The 21,277-nt window shown below is 51.4% G+C and carries 15 protein-coding genes; 11 read left to right on the top strand and 4 right to left on the bottom strand.

Annotated elements, in window-relative coordinates; translation table 11 throughout:
- Window positions 1-12 precede the first annotated feature (12 nt).
- On the bottom strand, window positions 13-693 hold the full coding sequence (locus tag CF651_RS15585; protein WP_094015789.1) for a response regulator transcription factor: 681 nt from the start codon (window positions 691-693) through the stop codon (window positions 13-15).
- A 254-nt stretch (window positions 694-947) separates the two neighbouring features.
- On the opposite strand from CF651_RS15585, the gene CF651_RS15580 reads away from it, so the two are divergent.
- On the top strand, window positions 948-2,045 hold the full coding sequence (locus CF651_RS15580; RefSeq protein WP_094015788.1) for a GRAS family protein: 1,098 nt from the start codon (window positions 948-950) through the stop codon (window positions 2,043-2,045).
- Window positions 2,046-2,113: 68 nt separating this feature from the next.
- Here the strand turns inward: CF651_RS15580 and CF651_RS15575 are convergent, their stop codons facing one another.
- The 3 genes from CF651_RS15575 to CF651_RS15565 all read right to left on the bottom strand — a co-directional run bounded on the left by CF651_RS15575 (window position 2,114) and on the right by CF651_RS15565 (window position 4,664).
- Window positions 2,114-2,497 (bottom strand): group I truncated hemoglobin, encoded by a 384-nt coding sequence (locus tag CF651_RS15575; protein WP_094015787.1) that lies wholly within the window; start codon window positions 2,495-2,497, stop codon window positions 2,114-2,116.
- A gap of 205 nt (window positions 2,498-2,702) precedes the next feature.
- Window positions 2,703-3,449, bottom strand: a complete 747-nt coding sequence (locus CF651_RS15570; RefSeq protein WP_094015786.1) for a YheC/YheD family protein — start codon at window positions 3,447-3,449, stop codon at window positions 2,703-2,705.
- 3 nt (window positions 3,450-3,452) lie between these two features.
- Complete coding sequence (locus CF651_RS15565) at window positions 3,453-4,664, bottom strand: threonine synthase (protein ID WP_094015785.1); 1,212 nt, start codon at window positions 4,662-4,664, stop codon at window positions 3,453-3,455.
- A gap of 189 nt (window positions 4,665-4,853) precedes the next feature.
- Here CF651_RS15565 and panD point away from each other — a divergent pair, with 189 nt between their 5' ends.
- The 10 genes from panD to CF651_RS15515 all read left to right on the top strand — a co-directional run bounded on the left by panD (window position 4,854) and on the right by CF651_RS15515 (window position 20,827).
- Window positions 4,854-5,240: an aspartate 1-decarboxylase gene (panD, locus tag CF651_RS15560; protein ID WP_094015784.1), complete on the top strand. Its 387-nt coding sequence runs from the start codon at window positions 4,854-4,856 to the stop codon at window positions 5,238-5,240.
- 59 nt (window positions 5,241-5,299) lie between these two features.
- Complete coding sequence (locus CF651_RS15555) at window positions 5,300-6,409, top strand: YheC/YheD family endospore coat-associated protein (protein ID WP_094015783.1); 1,110 nt, start codon at window positions 5,300-5,302, stop codon at window positions 6,407-6,409.
- A 154-nt stretch (window positions 6,410-6,563) separates the two neighbouring features.
- Window positions 6,564-7,880 (top strand): ABC transporter substrate-binding protein, encoded by a 1,317-nt coding sequence (locus CF651_RS15550; protein WP_094015782.1) that lies wholly within the window; start codon window positions 6,564-6,566, stop codon window positions 7,878-7,880.
- 11 nt (window positions 7,881-7,891) lie between these two features.
- On the top strand, window positions 7,892-9,607 hold the full coding sequence (locus tag CF651_RS15545) for a sensor histidine kinase (RefSeq protein WP_094015781.1): 1,716 nt from the start codon (window positions 7,892-7,894) through the stop codon (window positions 9,605-9,607).
- A 2-nt stretch (window positions 9,608-9,609) separates the two neighbouring features.
- Complete coding sequence (locus CF651_RS15540; protein ID WP_094015780.1) at window positions 9,610-11,250, top strand: response regulator; 1,641 nt, start codon at window positions 9,610-9,612, stop codon at window positions 11,248-11,250.
- Between the two features lie 195 nt (window positions 11,251-11,445).
- Window positions 11,446-12,783 carry an ABC transporter substrate-binding protein gene (locus tag CF651_RS15535; RefSeq protein WP_094015779.1) on the top strand — a complete coding sequence of 446 codons (1,338 nt, stop codon included), beginning with the start codon at window positions 11,446-11,448 and terminating at the stop codon, window positions 12,781-12,783.
- Window positions 12,784-12,850: 67 nt separating this feature from the next.
- Window positions 12,851-13,720: a carbohydrate ABC transporter permease gene (locus tag CF651_RS15530; protein ID WP_245855934.1), complete on the top strand. Its 870-nt coding sequence runs from the start codon at window positions 12,851-12,853 to the stop codon at window positions 13,718-13,720.
- 10 nt (window positions 13,721-13,730) lie between these two features.
- Entirely contained in the window at window positions 13,731-14,561 is an 831-nt protein-coding gene (locus tag CF651_RS15525; protein WP_094015778.1) for a carbohydrate ABC transporter permease, read from the top strand.
- Window positions 14,561-15,526 carry a phosphoglycerate dehydrogenase gene (locus tag CF651_RS15520; protein ID WP_094015777.1) on the top strand — a complete coding sequence of 322 codons (966 nt, stop codon included), beginning with the start codon at window positions 14,561-14,563 and terminating at the stop codon, window positions 15,524-15,526. Before CF651_RS15525 ends, CF651_RS15520 begins: the two co-directional genes overlap by 1 nt.
- 294 nt (window positions 15,527-15,820) lie before the next feature.
- On the top strand, window positions 15,821-20,827 hold the full coding sequence (locus CF651_RS15515) for an S-layer homology domain-containing protein (protein WP_094015776.1): 5,007 nt from the start codon (window positions 15,821-15,823) through the stop codon (window positions 20,825-20,827).
- The last annotated feature ends 450 nt before the right edge of the window (window positions 20,828-21,277 follow it).

Here is a 21,277-nt window from a genome sequence, read left to right as displayed (position 1 = left end):
TTATATCAAACTTTAAGAGAGAATGCCCAGCTGTTTGGCCAGCTCAAGGATATGAATCGTGTTGTGTTTTTTCAGCCGAAGCCATTCCAGATACGGGAACTTGCCTTTGACGACATTAGATATTTTGCACAGCTCATTGTTGATCGATTGCTCATTGTAGAACAGCTTATCAGCGATTTCCTTGCGGCTATAGCCTTGATCCAGCAGCTGCAAAATTTCAATTTGCTTGGGCGTAATTTTGCGCTTCAATTCCTCATTTTCCTTGTGACTCAATTGGCTGAGCAGCTTGCCGGCAGAGGAATGGTGCAAGCCCGACTGCCGAAGATGCGCCATCCGGATCGCCTCGGGCAGGTCGCGGTAATGCTCCTTGGTAATATAGTTCGTTACGCGTCCGTACGATACGGCATGAAGCATCACATCCTCGCCGTCAAGCGAGGAGAGGACAATGATTTGGAGCTCCGGCTGCTTGGATTTGATCTCAATGGCAGCCTCCAGTCCGTCATAATTCGTTCCGCTCAGGTTGATATCCAGCACGAGCACATCCATCGGGATCGTATCTATGGCTGAAATCAATTGATGCTTATAGGACGCCGAGCCGACAACCCGCAAGTCTTCCTGCCTGCTCAAATAGTCGACGAACAGCTCCCGGAACATGGGGTCATCCTCGCATACAAACACGTCAATTGGCTTCATGCTTTGTTGCCATCCTCCTAGCCCAAGGTAAAAGTTGGAAATGGGCAAAACTATAAGTAAGTATATCGGATGCGATGATTCCGCGTAAATAGTCCGAAATACATATTTCATCCATAAAAGGATAAAGTTTGCGCAGGCTCACGCGTTTTTACTCAAAAAAGCAAGTATATCGCAAGCTCCTGCGATGTCGTAAGCTAGCTACTATGAACGGGTAACCGAATGACCCGGCAAGCTAAACGATAGGAGTGACTATTATGATGAACCTTGAACAAATATCGGCTTACGACTGTCTTACCTCATTGCTGCACAGGTCTTTGCAGGAGGCGGATCCTGCTATCGTCAGAGCGGAGCTCTCCCGGTTCGCGGACCGGCTTCATGTAGAGGACAATCAGGAGGACCTCTTGTCCTATCTGTTCACCACCGCTTTGATGAAACGGCTGGATACAGCCAAAAGCGATCAGATGAATTTGTATCTGAAGCAGTACGATGTTCCACAAATTGCATTGTTCAATCTGCTTGCTGACCAATTTCCGCTAATGACGTGCGTTACATCGACAGCGAACCGGATGCTTGCTCATGAAGTGCGGGCGGGAGAGCCGCTCCGGTTCCTTGAGATCGGGATCGGCACCGGACGCCAGATCGTCCTGCTGCTGAAGCTTCTTGCCGAACAAGGCAAGCTGCCCTCTTCCTTGACTTTGTATGCGATTGAGCCGAGCGAGCATTGCATGCAGCTAGCGGAGAGGAATGTGAAGGAGACAGCAGAATGTCTGGGGATTCCCCTTCATTTTCATCCGTATTGCATGGAAATCGAGCGTCTGCCGGACAGTGCTTGGGATCTGCTGCAGCAACAAAAGGGCTCCATGCTGGTCAATGCTTCCTTCGCGCTTCATCATATCCGCGATAACGGGGCCCAACGCTCCATGAAGGATGAAATCCTGCGCCGTATCCAGCGCTTACAGCCCTCTGTCTTCGTTCTTTGCGAGCCGGATTCCAACCATCAGACCAATGATCTCGGACACCGTTTCTATCATAGCTGGCGCCATTTTTCCGTCGTCTTTCACTTCATTGACTCCTTGCCGCTCCAAATAGAAGAAAAACGGGCTTTGAAAATATTTTTCGGACGGGAAATCGAAGACATTGTCGCAAGTCCGGAAGAGCTTCGCTGCGAAAGGCATGAGCTGACAGAGCATTGGACCGATCGGCTCCGGCAGGCCGGATTTCGCCCATGCGCAATTCCGGGAGCAGCCATCCTTCAAAAGCATCACCCTGGGGTAGCGGTAACAAAGGGAAGCTGGCATGTCGGGTTTGGCCACTCCTCTACCAATCTGATATCGGTAATCGGCGCTATGTAAAGGAACACCCAAAAGGCTCCATCTCTGCAGAGAGGTCTGCAAGGATGGAGCCTTCATTGATCGGGGCTTCAGGACTGGCGAACGATACAGCTCTTTAACGGGACAAGCTTGGCAGCTACAGCGTCGATGTCGGTAATGGCTACGCCTGCTTCCAGCAGCGATTCCACCAAATATTTAACGACCTGATCGAAATGTCCTGAGGCAATGTTCAGCGCTTCATGCGCCTGCGTTAAGCTTTGTCCCGTGTAGTATTCCGGACCGCCAACGGCGAAGGAAATAAACACGGTTTGGTGCTCGGCCAGCTTGGCCATATCCGTATTTTTAAAGTAGGAATTTACGTTCGGATCTCCCAGCACCTTCTCATAAAAAATGCGTACGATCTCTCTGACCCCTTCCTGTCCTCCTAGCCGTTGGTACAGGTTTTGCTCGTCTGCTTCCCCGTTTGCACTCATCCGTCATCCTCCTTTTCCCATCTCGAAACGGCTATGATTGCCTGTAATCCTATCATAAGCATACAGGGTGGGCAAATGCTATACTCATTTTTTTGAGTAGATCGGGAATGCAAGCGGGTAACGTCGGGAACGGTACGCCGATTCCATTCGCGGGCACGGCGGAACGTTCTGTAGAGCGTAGGCGCAGGTCCCCTGCGGGATCGCTTTATCTTTTTCTGCGAACATATTCGCTGCGTCGCTGCTTGATCAAGCGATACATTGTTTTATCGGCCAAGCGGGCGAACAGCGCGTGAGAGGGATAGTCGAAATTCACCTCGATGATCCATAGACGGCCTTTGCGATCCAAGGCGTAATCGATTCCAATTTGCGAGGAATATTTATATTTGTTGAATCTCCTGCACACAGCGTAGCTGGTATGAATGATCCGGTTCAGGATCCGCTTCTGCCTGCCGGAGTCGTGAGTAAGGGAAAGCCGGAGCGCTTTCCCCATCGGAAGCACATATCCTTTGCCGCGTTGAACGTTCGTAACGACGCTCGACGCTCCCGCTACCTTGGCGAGCATGCCGGTGTACCGCCAGCGGTCATGACGGTCCCGCATCATCATCACGCGGATATCGTAGGGGCGGCTGCCGACAACCGCGAGGTTGATCGTTTGCTGGACGATGTAAGGCTTCCTGCTTACCTGCTTCATGACGGTGCGGGTGACTTCCTTCAGGGAGCCGAACTGCCGCGGCTTTCCTTTTATTTTGACAAGCCGATAGCTGCCTTTCGTCTTCCATACCTTTAATATCCCTTTGCCGGCATGCTCCATATTCGGTTTAACATAGACCGAACCGTACCGGCGAACCATCGCCCGGAACGATTCGGGCCGGAGCAGCCGTGTTTCCGGCAGCAGTTTGCGAAGGCGGGGATCCCTCTCGTAAAATCGATGCAAGCTCCATTTACCGGGCATCGGTTATGACCTCCTGCTGTGCCAATATCGAAAATCGTGATATGAGGTGATTACCGGTGTTTGTTGGGTTACTTTCCACGGCATATATTTTCCGGCATGGGACGTGTTGAACAGCACAATGGTTTCACCGGCCGTTATCCGCTGTTCATCCTTCAGCTTCAGCAAAGCGGCCCACGTCGCTGCACCTTCCGGCGATGCGCTAAGTCCGTATCGTCCCAAGCTTTGAACCGCTGCTTCGATCTCGCTCAAGCTGACGGATACGGCATGCCCGTTGGTTTGCTGTAAAATAGATACGACTAATTCGATGTCGGGAGGCTTCGGAACGCGCAGCCCCGTAGCACTTGCCGTGACATGCTCCTCCCCCACTTGAGCGTCTCGGCCCCCGAAGCGATGAACAACAGGCTCACAGCCTTGCTCCTGTACCGAGATCAAGCGCGGTAATGGTCCTTGAACCCAGCCGAGCTCCTTCAGCAGCAGGAACGCCCGCCATAAACCAATAATGCCTGACCCGCCGCCAGTAGGATAGATGACGATATCCGGGAATTTCCAGCCGAGCTGCTCCGCGATTTCCAGCCCCATTGTTTTTTTGCCTTCCACTCGTCCAGGCTCCTTTAGGGTTCCGACATGGAACCAGCCCTGCTCCGAGGCTCCTTCTGCAACAATAGCACCGGCATCCTGGATGAAACCGTTGACGAGATAAGTATGGGCTCCATAAAGAAGACATTCCTCTACGATCAGTCCCGGACAGTCCTTGGGGACAAAAACGTAAGCGTCCATCCCGCAGCCGGCTGCGTAAGCGGCTAAAGCGGAGGCCGCGTTGCCGTTGGAGTTAACGGCCACTTTTCGTATATCCCGTTCATTCAGCAGTGTGACGGCTGACGAAAATCCTCTTGCTTTAAAGCTGCCCGTAGGGTTGAGCTCTTCCCTTTTGCTGTAAAGCGGTCCCAAGCCGAATCGTTTCTCCAGCCGCTCCAGCCGCAGTAACGGGGTGCCGCCTTCTCCCAAGGTTACGATCCGACTTATGTTCGAAACAGGCAAAAGCTCCTTGTACCGCCACATAGTCCAAGGGCGCCCTTGGATTTCATCACGCAGCGATAAAGAGATTCGTTCCGTATCGAATTCTACCAGCAACGTGCCGCCGCATGAGCAAACGCCTTTCAGCGCAAAGGGCTGCCGCACTCCGCAGCGGGAACAAACAAGAGCAAATGTATTCATTCTGTGCCTCCGTACTTCAGCTTGTGCATGCCGTTGATTGAGATGTTAGGTCGTTAGTTTATTTTATAATGGTAAAAAGAGAAGGGAACGGCTTCTACCTATGATTTCAAAGACTGGGCATCCGCATAGACCGGATCGAGGGCCGGAGCGTATATATAGGATAAATACCTATCTAAAGGAGATTCGAGCATGCTGCGATTGATGTGTAAGGGCAAGATTCACCGGGCCACCGTGACGGAAGCGGACCTGAACTATGTGGGCAGCATTACGATCGATGCGGGACTCATGAGGGAAGCCAACATTTCCCCCTACGAAATGATTCAGGTGACCAGCTTGCGGAATGCAACCCGTTGGAAAACCTACGCGCTTCCGGCACCCGAAGGCTCGGGGAAAATATGCCTGAATGGCCCGCCGGCCCATCTGTTTCAGCCCGGGGATATCGTTATCATTCTTAGCATGGGGTTGATGGATGCGGCAGAAATCGCATCTCTTGAGCCGAAGGTTGTATTCGTAGATAAGAATAACCGGATTACGTCGGTTGAAACGAAAAACCTGTCGATTCCCGAACCGCTCTAAAGCTTACTCCGGAGCTTGCGGCATAATAAAGCATGACGAGGGTCAAATGGAGGTGACATATGGCAAAGCCAGTGGTCGGGATTCTCGTGCATCGAAACGGCAACGTCATAAGGAATGCCAGGTTTTTGCGTGATCTTGTCCGGGAAAGCGATAAACTGGGGGCACACGTTTATGTGTTTTCCCATCTGGACCTGAATGAGCGAAGCAGAACCATTCGCGGATTTACTCCTGACTCTGGCGGCAGGTGGAGGATGGGGACGCATCCGTGGCCTGACGTGGTTATTGATTTTTGCCGCAAGCTGTATAAACCGTTTCGGGAGATGCGCCGGCGTCAAGACTTGTTCACTTACGCCAATCATAAGTTTACTTACAAATGGAGGGCGATGAGGCTGTTCGCTGATTCCGACCGGGTGAAGCAGTGGATTCCCGAGACGCTGATGTATTCTGCCCCTGAGCTTGAACGAATGCTGCAGAAGCATCCCATCGTCTATGTGAAGCCGGGGAATGGAACCGGCGGCCACAGTGTGGCCAAGATTCAGAAGGTGAGCGGCGGATATTGGATTCGGGGCAGGAAAAGGTCGGGTGCGGTTGTCAACCAGAAGGTGGGCTCCATGAAAGCAGCAGTCCGCTGGTTCAACAGGTGGGTTCAATCCCAACAAATTCGTTCAGGCAAGTTCATGATTCAGCAGGGCCTGGACCTGGAGCTCATTCCTGGCCGGATGGTGGATACAAGGCTGCTGATACAGAAGGACGGCAGCGGACAATGGGGAGTGACCGGAAAGGTGCTGCGCGTAGGGGGAAGAAACAGCCCCACAACCAATCTCCTTTACGGTGACGGGAAAGCATTGCGGTTTGAGACCTTTATGAAAGACCGTTTTGGGGCACAAAAAGCAGGCGAGATCGATCGGGAATGCGAACGCCTGGCTCACCAATTGATGGGTGTAGTGGAAGACCGCTTCGGCTCCATGATTGAATTTGGACTTGATGTCGGGATCGATGTCCAAGGGAACGTTTGGTTAATTGAGGCCAATCCGAAGCCAAGCCATGACGCCTTTCTGAAATCGAAGGAATTGGCTTGCTACCAGGCTTCTATTAGGAAGCCGTTGGAGTATGCCATGTATGTGGCAAACCAATCTGCATCTGCACCTGAATATAGCAATTTCGTATAGAAGACCGGATGATCAGTCATCCCGGTCTTTTCTTTGTTCATCAGGCTAATTTATTACCCCTAAGATAAATATCTTCCATTTTCATTCTTCACGGATCGTGTGTACAATAGAAAATACAAAAAGAATGCTTACCGGGAAGTGGAAGTGATGACGCATGAAATTCCAACAAATCCGCAGGTCGGCCCTACCTGTTTGTTTTGCCTTTCTGATATGCGCCCTGACAGCCTGCATGGGAAATAATGACAACGCTTCCGATCAAGCTGGAGCCGCCAAGTTTGCCGATCAAACGATCAGGGTTTATATGGGCAGAGGGCCGGCAGCGGAGGTCATCAAAGCCTCCTTACCGGAATTTGAATCGCAAACCGGCTTGAAGGTAGATCTTCAAATATTTTCTAACGAACAGCTGAGCACGAAGCTGTCCGTTCAGCTTGCCGCAGACAGCTCGAATCCTGATGTCCTTATGCTTAGGCCGCTGGAGGAGCTAAAGCTGTTTCATAAGAACGGCTGGATTCAGCCTCTGGATGAATACGTCCGAAAGGATGCCGATTATGATTTCGACGATTTCTCCAAGTCGGCGATCGATTCCACGACAGATAAGGGCAAGCTGCTATCCATTCCTCTGTCCACGGAGCAGCAAATTTTATACTATCGCAAGGACCTGCTCCAGCAAGCCGGCCTCCCCGTTCCGCGAACCTTGGACGAGCTGGAGGACGCGGCGAAAAAGCTGCACGATCCGCCAAACGGTATGTACGGCTTCGTCGCCAGAGGGCAGAAAAATGCGCTGGTCACCCAGCTGTCTTCCTTTATTTATTCCGAGGGCGGCGATTTCCAGCATGGAGACAAAGCTGCGCTGAATACGTCCGAGACCATCCGCGGGATCAGCCGATACGTCAATTTGCTGAAAAACTACGGCCCTCCCGGAGTGATGAATATGGGCTGGCCGCAGGCGATGGGGGTTTTTGCGCAAGGCAAGGCCGCCTTTTATACCGATGCCAGCGCTATTTATTCCGGTGCGGCGGACCCGGAGAAGTCACCGATTGCGGATAAGGTGGGCTATGCCATGTTCCCGGCCGGGCAAGCGGGGGCAAGACCTTTTAACATTACGGCTTGGGGGCTGGCTATCAACGCCGCCTCCGACAATAAAGACGCCGCCTGGTCCTTTATCCATTGGGCGACAAGCAAGGATCTCGTGATGAGATCCCAGCAAAAAGGCAACCCCGGCGCACGCAACTCGGTCTGGAATGACCCCCAAGGGGTGAGCGGCTTTCCTCAACAGTACATTGCCGTAATTAACGAATCGATCAAAGCCGGTGTAGGGCATGACCGCCCGCAGGTGATCAGTGTCGGGGAAGCGCGCGATATTGTTGGAGATATGGTGATCAAAGGCCTGCTCGGGGAAGATCTGAAGGAAGCCGCAACTAAGGCGAATGCTGATTTTCAGGACATCATAGACAGAGACAACAAAAAATGAGGTACACGCCCATGAACCTAAAGATGAACACCTTTGGCAAAGTGATTGCACTCATTATTTGTTTGCTGGTTCCGATCATTGTGTTGTACGGATATTCCCATCAAGTGAGTGTCAATGTCGTAAAACAGACGGTTGAGGACGGAAATCGCAACCGTCTTTCTTTTTTTATGAGCCAAATGGAATCGATGATCGAGCAGCTGACCAAGTATTCCGTCATTGCCAGCAAGGATTACAGCATCATGGAATACTTAAACGGACGAAATCAAAGCTCCCCGGTCGTTCAGGTTCAACGACGGCAGCGGATTTCGGAAATGCTGAATATGCAGATTGCGACCAGCAGCTGGAATAATCAGCTCATTCTGTACGTAACCGATTCGAAGGAGGTTATTTCTACCGATTACTCCGTTACGTACAATGAGAGCTACATCCGGGGCTCAGAATTTAAAAGGTGGTCCCACCGCAAGCTGGGGGATCAAACCTTTTTCTCCAGGCTGAAAGAGTCGGACAAACCTAATTTATTGGTTGAGGTGCGGTTTGCCGACGACAACATCGAGAATATGCTGAACCTGCTGAAGCAGGGAGGAGAAACCGACCCGTTCCTGTACCAGAAGGGGCAGGAGCCACTGACGAACCGAACCGCTAACCAGGCGCTGGTGAAAGGGGTCATCGAGCAATTGGACCGCATCGCCTTGGACAGGTCGGGCAGCCAGACGATTACCCTGAAGGAGCAAAAGTATGTCGTCAATTACATTCGCTCCGAGAGCTTGGGCTGGTATCTGGTTGACTTCGTTCCGCTGGAAAAAATTTATTCGCCCATTACGGTCAACCGTAATTTATTTTATATTATCGTCGGCTTGCTGCTGCTTTTAAGCATTCTGGTTACCCTGCTGCTTTACCGCAATGTCCAAAGGCCGATCCGTCTCTTGATCCGCGGTGTCCAACGAATTAAGGACGGCCAATATTCCGTACGCTTGAAGAAGCAGCCGAACAATGAGTTCGACTTCCTGTTCAACAGCTTCGACGAGATGGCGGAGCAGATCCAGGAGCTGATCGAAAAGGTGTATAAAGAGACGCTCCGGTCCAAGGAGGCAACCTTAAAGCAGCTGCAGTCCCAAATCAATCCGCATTTTCTGTACAATTGCTTGTTTTACATCAAAAGCATGGCCAGCCTCGGGGAGAAGGAAGCCGTGGCGGCTATGGCTTTAAATCTGGGAGAATATTACCGTTACACGACCCGCACGGAGAAAACGATGACCACCCTCAGGGAAGAACTGAAGCTGGTGGACAATTATTTGACGATTCAAAACCTGCGTATTCAGCGGTTTCATTATGAAATCGACATCCCGGAAGCGATGCTGGATCTGTCGATCCCCCGGCTTCTGCTTCAGCCGCTTGTAGAGAATGCGATTATTCATGGCATTGAGAACAGCCCCGAATTCGGAATCATCTACGTGTCGGGCGTGACGGAAGACGGCCTCCATCGCCTGATTGTGGACGATAATGGGAAAGGCATATCGATGGATGAGATGGCCCGCCTTCAGAAGGAGCTGGAGCTGCCGATGGAGGAAGAAACGGGCTGCGGTCTTTGGAATATACACCAGAGGCTTGTCCACATGTATGAGGGGCGTTCGGGCCTAAGCTTCTCCCTGTCTCCTATGAATGGATTTCGTGTCATGATGGCCTGGGAGCAACGAAGCGACGACGTTCTGAAGAAAGGAGAGGCCTAGCTATGTTTCAATTGTTAATCGTGGATGATGAATCCGCTGTAGTGGACAGCCTTGCCGATACGCTGCCGTGGCAGCAGATCGGTATCGGCTCTGTTTTTAAAGCGTATTCGGGCTTTGAAGCGCTTGAAATTCTCCATACGAATACGATTGATATCCTGATAACCGACATTCGCATGCCGGGCATGAGCGGCTTGGAGCTGCTCGAGAAGACGCGACGCAGCTGGAAAAAAATGAAATGCATCCTGCTTTCGGGACATGCGGAGTTCGACTATGCAAGGCAAGCGATCCGGCATGATACCTACGAGTACTTGCTGAAGCCCATCAGCGATGAAGATATTTTGGACAAGGTGAGCAAGCTGGTGGAATTGCTGAAGGTGGAGCGGGATGAGCTTCAGTCGTACCAGCTTGTGGCGCAGGCGTTCGAGGAAAGCCTCCCGAAGCTCAGGGGCGAGCTGCTGAACGACCTGCTGCAGGGGCTGAAGCTGTCACCGCGCCGCTTGCAGGAGAAGATGGAGCTGCTCAAGGTGAGCATGCTCCTGGACGAGAGCATTGCCCTCATGCTGGTTCGCATGGAGGGGAAGCTGTCGGAGCTGGATCTATACAGCTTATCGTTAATGGATTTTGCCATTGGCAATATGGCGGAGGAAATATTCGAGGATTATTTCCGTTTATGGCCCTGCAAGGATATTCACGGATTCCTCGTATTTCTGGTAATGGTGAAGGCGGAGAAGAGGGAGGAGCTTGCCGAGAAGGAGGCTGTCGATCAGCAGCTGCAGCAGCTGGCCTCCCAATTGCAGCTGAGCGTCAACCATTACCTGAAAGGGACGGTATCGGTGTTGATCAGCAAATGGGGACAGTTCCCGGGCGATGTCGACAAGCTGTACCAGGACAGCCTGTACTCGCTCCGCAGAAGGATCGGCAGCCAAAGCGGACTGTTTATTTACGTATCCGACGAGCTGGAGCAGCAGCCCGTCCATTCGCTGCAGCGGCTGTATGAGCCGCCTTTGCTTGTTCATTTGCTGGAATCGGCAAGCTGGGAGTCGGCGGAGGACAAGCTCGTCAACATATTTCACGAGCTGCACCGGAAATGGGCCGATTCCTCGGAGCACCTGATTGAGGTGTTTTTCGCCATCTATGCCTCGTTCAGTTCGTTTGCGCATAAGAACGGCCGTGAATTGGCCGCTATGATCGGCCCGGCCTTATCCGACGTAGCCGGATTGACGGCATGCCGTTCGATTCAATCACTGGAAAGCTGGGCGTTCCAAGCATTCAGGCTCATGCGCGACAGTATGGAAAATGAAACGAGAAATGACCGGGAGCATACCGTCGGGAAAATTAAGCAATATATTCAAAAGCACCTTACAAAGGATGTGTCGCTGCAGGCCGTGGCCGACTTCATGTATATGCATCCCGTTCATATTTCGAGAATTTACAAGCTGGAGACCGGGGAGAACTTGAGTGACTATATTCTGCGGCTGAAAATGGAAATGGCGGCAGCGATGCTCGCCAACAGGTCGGTCAAAAACTATGAAATCGCTCTGAAATTAGGCTATCAGAATCCGAATTATTTCAATAAAGTGTTTAAAAAGTATTATTCCTTGACTCCCCAGGAATACCGTTTAAAGCTGGAGGAGGGTAATTAAACAGGTTTCCTCATCATCATGCAGCCCCTCATCGTGAGGCAGGCTGTATTTTTTTGCGCCAGCCTCCAACGTGTTAAGATTGTATCCCCTTGGTTAAAACCTTGCCATATCAAGCGGCCAGCCCGCCCTCTACAATAAAAAGAGTAAGGCAAGCATCATAAACATCATTTCATAAGCTCTAGGGAGGTCAAACGAATGAAGATGAACAAATGGGGATCCAAATCCATAGCTGTGCTATTGCTGGCTTCGCTTGCTGCGGGCTGCAGCAGCGGCGGGAGCACGGACGGGGCAGGGAGTGCAAGCAAGTCCAGTGCGAAGCCGACAGGCACGTTAACCTTTTGGATGAAAAAGCAGCTGTTCGACGATCAGAACAAGCTGATTCAAGAGCGTGCCAAACAGTTCGGTGTGGAAAATAATGTAAATGTTAACGTCGAGCTGATTGCCTATGAAGATTTCTACCCGAAATGGTCGGCAGCCATTGAATCGTCTACGACGCCGGATGTGTCCTTCTTCGGTTATCAGGAGGTGGGCCAATTTTATGCGAAGAATGTTCTCGAAGATGTAAGCGATGTCGTGAAAACGGTTGAGAGCAGTAACGGAGACATTCAAGAAAGCATGAAGAAGGCGGTTACTTTCCAAGGGAAGCAGTATGCCATTCCGTTCTGGACGGAAACGCAGGTGCTGTACTACCGGAAGGATATGCTGAAGAAGGCAGGCTTCGATAACCCTCCCAAAACCTGGGATGAGTTCAGATCGATGGCCAAGGCTTTAACGGACCCGAGCAAAGGGATTTACGGAGCAGGGCTAGGCTACGGCAAAGGGAACTCGGACGCGGAGTTTTTGACTCGGGGCATCATTTGGTCCTACGGCGGATCGGTCGATACGAAGGACGGCAAGACGATCATCGCGAATTCGCCGGAAACGGTTCAAGCGACGAAGTTCATCCGGGATATTTTCCTGACGGATAAGAGTACGCCGCCCAGCTCGGTCGGCTGGGACGACAGCGGCAACAACAAATCTTACCTGAGCGGCCAGTCCGCCATGATCTTCAACGTAGGCAGCCTGCTTGGCACGATCAAGAAGGACAATCCGGAGCTGTATGACAATACAGGCATCGCTCCTTACCCGGCGGGACCTAAAGGGACGTTCATTCCCGGTATCAGCAACAACCTCGGGATTTTCAAAGATTCCAAGAACAAGGATTTGGCTAAAAAGTTCGTAGCCTACATGGTAGCGCCAGACTGGTACAAAACGTGGATTGAAAAAGGCGCTCCGCTCACAGGCCCGATTTACAGCAAATTATCAAGCGAGCCGGTATGGCAGGATGCCAAAAATAAAGCATTCGTTGACTCCGTCAAGGGCTTCTCGTTCCTCGGCTACCCGGGTGAATACAATCCGAAGGCCGGCGAAGTGTTCAACCTTCGTTTGGTGAATGACACGTTCCAGAAGCTGCTTCTCGAAACAAGCTATACACCGGAAGCGGCCGTCAAAGATTTGCAAACCAAAATTGAAGAAACGTATAACAAAAAATAATTGATATTCCTTGGTATGGCCGGCCAGTCCGGTCATCCAAGGCTCAATAAGTAAGGCGGGATGCGGATTGAAAACGAATGATGACAACAAGCTTGCTTATGTGCTGATGAGTCCTGTGCTGATTTATCTTCTTGCCGTCATGGTGCTTCCTTTCGGCTGGGCGGTATATTTAAGCTTCACCAACAAGGTCGTGGGGGTTCCCGCAACGTTTATCGGATTTAAAAACTATATCGATTTGGTTCAGGAATCGTTGTTCTGGAAAGCGGTATGGAACACGATTTTGTTTACGGTGATCGCCGTAGTCGGCAAAACGGTTTTTGGTATGGTTATGGCATTGGTTTTGAATGAGAAGATTATGTTCCGCAACGTATTCCGGGTGCTGTTGTTTCTTCCCTGGACCATTCCGACGATCGTCTCGGTTTTTACATGGCAGTGGATTTATTCGGATGTCGGCGGCGTGCTGAACTTTATTTTGATGAAAACCGGACTGGTGGGCCAACCTGTAGGCTGGCTCGCAACCCCTGATTTAGCCATGTTCTCCGTCATATTGGTTAACGTGTGGAGGGGCATTCCGTTTATGGGGATAGCAATTCTTGCAGGCTTGCAGACGGTATCGAAGGAGATGTACGAGGCAGCCATGCTGGACGGGGCGGGAGCGATCAAGCGGTTTTTCTATATGACCTTGCCTTCGGTTAAAGAAGTTACGGTATTGGCGGCTGTCATGACGACGATTTGGACGCTGAACGATTTTGAAATCATTTGGCTGCTCACGCGTGGAGGGCCTTCGAACGGAACTCAAGTATTGTCCACGCTTAGCTATACGATCGGTTTCTTGAATATGAATCTGGGCAAGGCCATTGCCATTGCGATCCTGACGATGCCACCTCTTATTATGCTGATTAACATCGTCACGAAGCGTTCGCTATCGAAGGAGTAGGTGATTAAGGATGGAGAAGACTTCGGTGGGCAAACAAATTATCGTGTATGCCACATTAATCGTATTATTGATATTTGCCTTGTTTCCGCTGTACTGGATGCTGAACACGTCGTTCAAATCGCAGGCTGAAATATACAGCATGACGCCGTCGTTTTGGCCGAAGCATTTTGGCTGGGGCGCCTATGACAAGCTCGTGAACGAGAAAAACTTTCTTACTAACGTGAAAAACAGTGTGTGGGTATCGCTGCTCGTCTCTTTCGTATCGATTGTCATCAGCATGCTTGCGGCTTATGCGATCTCCAAGCTGCACTTTAAGGGTAGGGGCATTGTATCCAAAGGAATATTGTATGCCTACCTGATGCCGAGGGCGGTATTGTTCATTCCTCTTTACATGCTCGTGTCGGGAATCGGGCTCAATGATTCCATTTATGGCTTGATGCTCATTTACCCGACCATTACCGTGCCCTATGCGACATGGATGCTGATCTCGTATTTCAAATCGATTCCGACGGAGATTGAAGAAGCGGCGATGATCGACGGCTGCACCAGGCTTCGTACGATGCTCAGTATTATTTTTCCTTTATCGGCGCCGGGGATTGCGGCCACATTTATTTTTGCCTTTACGCTCTGCTGGAGCGAATATTTGTACGCTTTGGTCGTGGTGACGAAAAGCGCGGATAAGACGATCACGCTCGGCTTGTCCGATATGATCGTCGGCGACGTCTTCGCTTGGGGACCGCTGATGGGCGGCTCGATTCTCGCTTCAATTCCGGTCATCATTATGTATTTGTTTACATCCAAATTTATGGTCAGCGGCATGACAGTAGGAGGAGTTAAATAATGTCCAACGTGAAAAAGGTACTCGTAACGGCAACGAATTACTCGACGCTTTGTGCAGAAGCCAAGCAGTTGCTGGAAAGCCATGGCGTTGAAGTGATAGAAAATAAGGTGGGGCGTCCCCATACCTTTGATGAACTGAAGGAGCTTGTGTCCGATATCGACGGTGTCGTTGCGGGAGTGGACACATGGAATGAGGATGTATTCAAGCTTGCGCCCCGGCTGAAAGCCATTGCCCGCTTTGGCGTTGGCGTCGACAATATCGACTTGGGGAAAGCGCGGGAGTACGGCGTGAAGGTAACCAATGTGCCGGGCGGCAACGCGAACGCGGTAGCGGAGCTGACAGTCGGACTTATTTTATCCGTCATGAGAAATATCCCTTCGCTGCATCAATCGGCGAGAATGGGCTACTGGGACCGTTTTGTCGGAGCGGAGCTGATTGGAAGAACGGTCGGGCTGCTCGGCTTCGGCAACATCGCCCAGATGGTCGCGAAGAAATTGAGCGGCTTTGATATCCGCATCGTCGCTTATGATAAATTCCCGAATGCGGACAGAGCCCGAGAGCTTGGCGTCGAGCTGGTAAGCAGCGATGAGGTGCTGAAGCAAAGCGACATCGTCAGCATGCATCTTCCAAGCCTTCCGGAGACGCATCACATGATGAGCGAAGTGCAGTTTGCGATGATGAAGGAAACGGCTTACTTCGTCAATACGGCGAGAGGGGCGCTTGTGGATGAACAGGCGCTTTATCATGCCCTGCGCAATCGTCTGATTGCCGGGGCGGCGATTGACGTCTATGAGCACGAGCCCGTATCGGCGGACAACCCGCTATTCCAGCTCGATAATCTGGTGTCTACACCGCATACGGCGGCGGAAACGTTCGAAACGTATCATAAGGTGGGTTTGGTTACCGCCCAGGCGCTGCTCGATGTGTTCAGCGGGAAGGAACCGTTGAATCAGGTCCAGGCTTAATGGGGCTGCACCGTTTGTTTAGAAATTGTACAGATGGAAATTGAACTGCAGGCTCACATTCATAATTGAATAAAAGGCACAAGCAATGGACCGTATGGTTTCATGCTTGTGTCTTTTTTGCGCGCTCGAAATCATGGGATGTCTTCATGTGATAGGTCGGATGACCTATGTTCACGAAGGCCAATCGGATTTGTTCAGAAATTGTCGAGATCGCAGCTTTATGATAATCAAGGGACTAAGGAGGTATAAAGGTAGGACGTAAAACCTGAGTACAGCGAAAAGGAGAGAAAAAGGTTGAGAAAGAAACGGGGCAGTAAACGTTTTATATCGTTAGCCATGGGCTTGTGCTTGCTGAGCAACATGGCGGCAGCTCCTGCTTGGGCGGCAGGGGGCGGCTTGCAGGGACAAACCTATTTTACCGATACCGATAACTGGGGAGGTAACGGTGTTGGAAGCACACCGGCGGATGGCGACCTGGATTACAGCAGTCCGTCGAGAATCAAGAACGGCGATGCCAAATATCCTATCGAGTTTAAACTTACGAATGTGGACAAGCAGCCTGTTAAAAGTGCCCATTTGCTTGTAAGAGCCTTTGACGTGGACGAATACGACGGAACTTCCGGTACCGGCGAATGGGACCGCATCTACTTCTCGTCCAACGCAGCGGATCTCCAGCTGGGGGCGCCTTATACACCATGGCCTGCGAGCTGGGGGGCAGCGGACGAGTACAAGAAGGAGCTTCCCCAGGCCAACTATTTGGGCGCCTTGTCCGGGAATAATGAAAAATGGAATACGACGGTGCTGCAGGTCGATCCATCGCTCATCACGGCGGCGAATACAGATTACTATGCGGCTCTTTCGACCCATCATTACTACAAGGCCGGCAACTTTAACCCGAACTGGGTTGTTGAAGTCGATTGGGGCCAGCTGGTTATTGACGGCGGCATAAGGCAGACAGGCGAGCTGACAAAAGGGAATTTCCACATTGTAGACGGCAAAATGGTCGTGGATACAGGTTTTCTCCCGAAAATAAGCGGGAACTTCGCTATGGAGGTCAGCCTGATTGAGAAAGTGAAGGATGCGGACGGAACGGTCAACGAGCAAAATCTGGACACGGCGGCCAAACGGTTCTTGAGTTCGGCAGCCGGCACAGAACAGAGCTGGACCGGGATTGAGCTTGGTTCCGGACTCGATCCGGCGAAAGAATATTCGGTCAATATTATTTTATTCGATGATCGCGGTGGAGCTGTTACAGCAGCCAACCCGATTGACCCGGGGATGGCCGAGCAAATTTATATGACCTCGACTTTGAAAGACATCGAAAAGGACGGTGCCCAATATTTGCCGACGCCTTTTAACGCCGATGAATTCAAAGACAAGTTTGCCAAGCTGGATAGCTCGGAAAAACCGGAATCGCTGAGCAAGGTGAAGATCGTCACGCTTCCGGATCCGGCTAGAGGCCGGCTGGTGCTGGATGATGGCACGAATCCGCCGACAGACGTGACCTTGGTCCAGGAAATCGACGTTCTCGATTTGAACAAGCTGAAGTTCGTGCCCGTTAATGCAGACGGGGGCTTCACCGGATCTGCATCGTTCAAATGGAACGGCACCTCGGACGGGACGGATTACGAGCTGTTTGACGGCAACGTGACGATTACGGCCAATGCGGCCCCTACCGTGGATCCGATAACGAAATCCGTCAACAAAGGCACCGATGTGGTTTTCTCGCCGGATGACTTTACCGGCACTAAATTTATCGATCCCGAGAATGGACCGTTGAACAAAATCCAGGTTCTTTCCCTTCCCGATCCTGCGAAGGGCAAATTAATGCTGGGCGCAGTGGAGGTTACGGTTGGTCAGGAAATTCCTGCAGCCAGCCTTAACCAGCTGAAATTTGTTCCTGCGGCAGGCCAAACTGGTACGGTAACGTTTGATTGGAACGGCTCCGACGGAGTGCAGTACGCGCAAACGCCGAAGAAGGTAACCGTAACGATTAATACGCCTCCGGTACTCGGGAATGTGACGAAAACCGGCTTGGCCGGCACGGTCATTTCCTTCAATGGGGCAGACTTTGCCAACTCGCCTCGCTATACCGATGCGGATGGAGACGAGCTGCAGAAGGTAAGCATCACGCTTCCAGGCACGTTCGCAGGCCAAGGCACCTTGTGGTACACGTCGGTATCCGGTGCTACGTATCTGAATCCGGGTACAACCCAAACGATCAGCAAATCCGAGCTGGACAGCTTGAAGTTTAAGCCTGCAGCAGGTTTGCCGAACGGAAGCACGGTCACTTTCCCGTGGGTGGGCAATGACGGCAAGCAGAATGCGGAAGCCTCGGCACTGGTAAGCATCAGCTATAACGGACTTCCTGTCGCCCAGCCGTTGGCTGCCGGTTCGGAAGAAGGAACCCCATCGATTACCATCGTATTGAAGGGCTCCGATCTGGAAACCGTCACAGGGCTTGTGTATGGCATTGCGTCGCAGCCTCATAAAGGAACCCTGACTCCGGCTCCTGACAACAATCCGGATGGCGACAAATGGATTTATACGCCAAATGCCGGCTTTACAGGTGTAGACAGCTTTACTTATACGGTAACGGACGCGGACGGACAACAAAGCGCACCGGCAACGGTTAGCATCAAGGTCAACAAATCGTTGGACGGCTGGGCTGGCAGCAAAGCCCAAGGAGATGCCTCCATGGTCAAGGTGATTCCGGGACAACTGCTTCCTTTGTCGGCGGTAAGCTCGGTGGATGCGGAGAAAGTAACGGCTACCGTGAACGGAACGACCGTTTCGTTGAATTTGACGAATCCGACGACTTATATGACGGATGGGTTCACGAAGTGGGAAACGACCACCTTCAAGCTGTCCGAGGATACCGTTCCTGGCATCTACAGCGTGTCCTTTGCGGCCCAAGCTGCAGACAGCACACTGCTGCCTGCGGAGCCGAATTCCAGACTGGCGGATAATAAATTCGAGGTTCCGGCACCGGCGGTTCTAAAGCTTGCAGCCAATCCAGCCAAAATATTGGCCGACGGCAAGTCGACTTCCACATTGACGGCTGTGCTTACGGATAAAGAAGGAAACCCGATTGCGGGCAGTGAGGTGGTATTCAGCGCACCTGCAGGCCAAGGCTCGTTTGTAGGTCCGGACCGGGCCATTACAGATAGCCAGGGCAGAGCCAGCGTTATTTTTAAATCGGCCAAAATTTCCGGGGTAGAGGAGCACCAAATCCCTGTCAAGGCAACCGTGCTGGATATCGCCAAAGGCGTGTCGGCGAAGGATGAGATCGAGCTTACCTTCCTGCCGCCGACGATTAACGGCATCATCACATCGGGTACAAATCATGAGCCTGTCGCCGGAGCAACGGTTCGGGTTACGCTGGATTTGAACGGCGATGGCTTGATTCAACCGGGTGTTGATTTTGATCAGACGGTAACGACCCAAGCGAACGGCTCTTATTCGCTTCCTGTTCCTGAAGGGGACAAGGAATACACACTGGAATTTACGCAAAATGTAACGATCGGCGGAGTGCAAACGCCTGTAACCTACAAGCAATTAGCCAAGGTCGGAACCGTTGAAGGCTCTGGCGACGATTCCTTTGATTCCGAGGAAACGGTCACCGGTATGGTTCTTTTCAAGAAACAGGACGGTACGTCCAGCTTGTTTAACTCGGATATGCTAAGCAAGATGAAAGTATACATGAAGGATGCCAACGGCAATTACCTGATGGAAAACGGAAGTCCAAAGGTATATGCATTGCAGAATCAAGGCGTATTCAACGTAGAGGGATTAACGAAAGGCGAGACATACAGCCTGGAGGTCAGCTACGAGATCGAACCGGGCAAGGAAATCGTCGTGAGACGCAGCACGGTGAAGGTAACGGCTGACGGTGAAATGAACATTTCACTGGAGCTGGTGGACCCTTACGGCAAGATAACGGATGCCTATACGCATAGCCCGATTCAAGGTGCCAAGGTAGCTCTGTACTATGCAGATACACAAAGAAACCGCGACAACGGCAGAACACCGAACACTGGCGTTACGCTGCCGGCGATCAGCGATTTTGCCCCGAATAACAATCAGAGTCCGGTGCAGCTGAGCGATGCCGCAGGCTTGTATGCGTACATGGTATATCCTTATGCAGATTATTACATCGTGGTAACCAAAGACGGCTATATCAGTCAAACAAGCGAGACCATCAACGTGGAAAAAGATATCGTTCAAAGAAACTTTGAACTGACGCCAATCCGCAAATCCAGCCACTCCTCGGGCGGCGGTTCTGCCTCTGTACCGACGCCGGATGTTTCATTGAACCTTTCTGTGGACAAAAACCTCGTGAAGGAAGGCGACAGCTCGATCATTACGCTGGATTACAAAAACCTCGCTTCGACAACACTGAGCGAAGGTCAAATTTCAGTGACCGTACCGGAGGCAGCCGTGGTGGTGAACGCTAACGGCGGCAAGGTGGACGGCCGCACAATCACGTGGAACGTATCCGATTTGGCGGCAGGAGCAGCAGGCAGCCTGAAGCTGGAAGTGAAGTGGAACCAGCTGTCCCAAGCGGATAAAGAGTTCGATTTCCCGGCTCAATTTTCTGTAGGCAGCGGTGATGCCGAGGCTGTAAAGGCGAGCTCGGCGGCGAAGGTCAAGGTTTACTCCGACCGTTACGGTCACTTAAGCCATCAGCGCTATATTCTGGGGTATCCGGACGGACAGTTTAAGCCGGATCGTCCGCTCACCCGGGCTGAATTGGCGGCTATCGTGTCGAGATTGACGGATAACAACCATTTATCCGAACCGTTGAACTACAGCGACGTGACCGAAAGTCACTGGGCGGCCAATTATATTAAGATTGGAACGAAATACGGGTATTTCAATGGCTTTGAGGGAGGAACCTTCCGTCCTGATGCGCCGGTAACAAGAGGTGAGCTTGCGTCCGTCATGTCCCGTTTCCTGAAGCTGAACGTGAGCAAAGCAGGGGAAGCTCACTTCACGGATGTTGAAGGATACTGGGCGGCGGATGCGATTGAAGCTTTGTATCGCGGCAAATATGTGTCCGGCTATCCGGATGGAACATTCAAGCCGCAAAACAATATTATCCGTTCGGAAGCAGTGACGTTAATTAACCGGATGCTGTATCGCGGACCGCTTCACGGTCTTGCGCCGCAGTTCCCGGATGTACCGGAAAGTCATTGGGCTGAAGGAGACGTGCAGGAAGCTACGGTTTCCCATGAATCGACCCGTAACAACGACGGTAGCGAAGCATGGCAAAAAAGCCTGAACGATGAAGTGAAATAACACCGGCAGGGGCTGTTGACCTGCAATAAACAAGGAAGAAGGAGCCTTCTACGTACCTGAAAAGGGCGTGGGGCTCCTTTTTTTGGCTTGCCGGAGTTTGTAAAATTTCGGGCTCCAAAGCTGCTTCCTTCGGTAAAATGCTGCGTCACAGTAAGTTCACCATTAAGGGTAAGGTGACGCTGAAGGAGGAGCTCGAATATTTAAGAAAAAGAATAGCGATGAAAAACAGCCGTTCAGCTGCTTTTTCAAACATACAGTACTCTTGACGGGGCTGTCCTTAAGGTTCAATACCTTAGGGGCAAGCCTCTTTTTTTACCACATAAAAATTTATAAGTCTCCGATGAATCAGAGAACAAATCCTCATGCCCAATTCCCTCCCGGACGTGCAAACGTATGAATTTACATACGAAAGGACCGCCAGGATGAATTTACCTTACGTTTTTTTTAGCT

Source organism: Paenibacillus rigui, from assembly GCF_002234615.1.
Classification (GTDB): Bacteria; Bacillota; Bacilli; order Paenibacillales; family NBRC-103111; genus Paenibacillus_S; species Paenibacillus_S rigui.
This window is presented reverse-complemented; position numbering and strand designations above follow the sequence as displayed.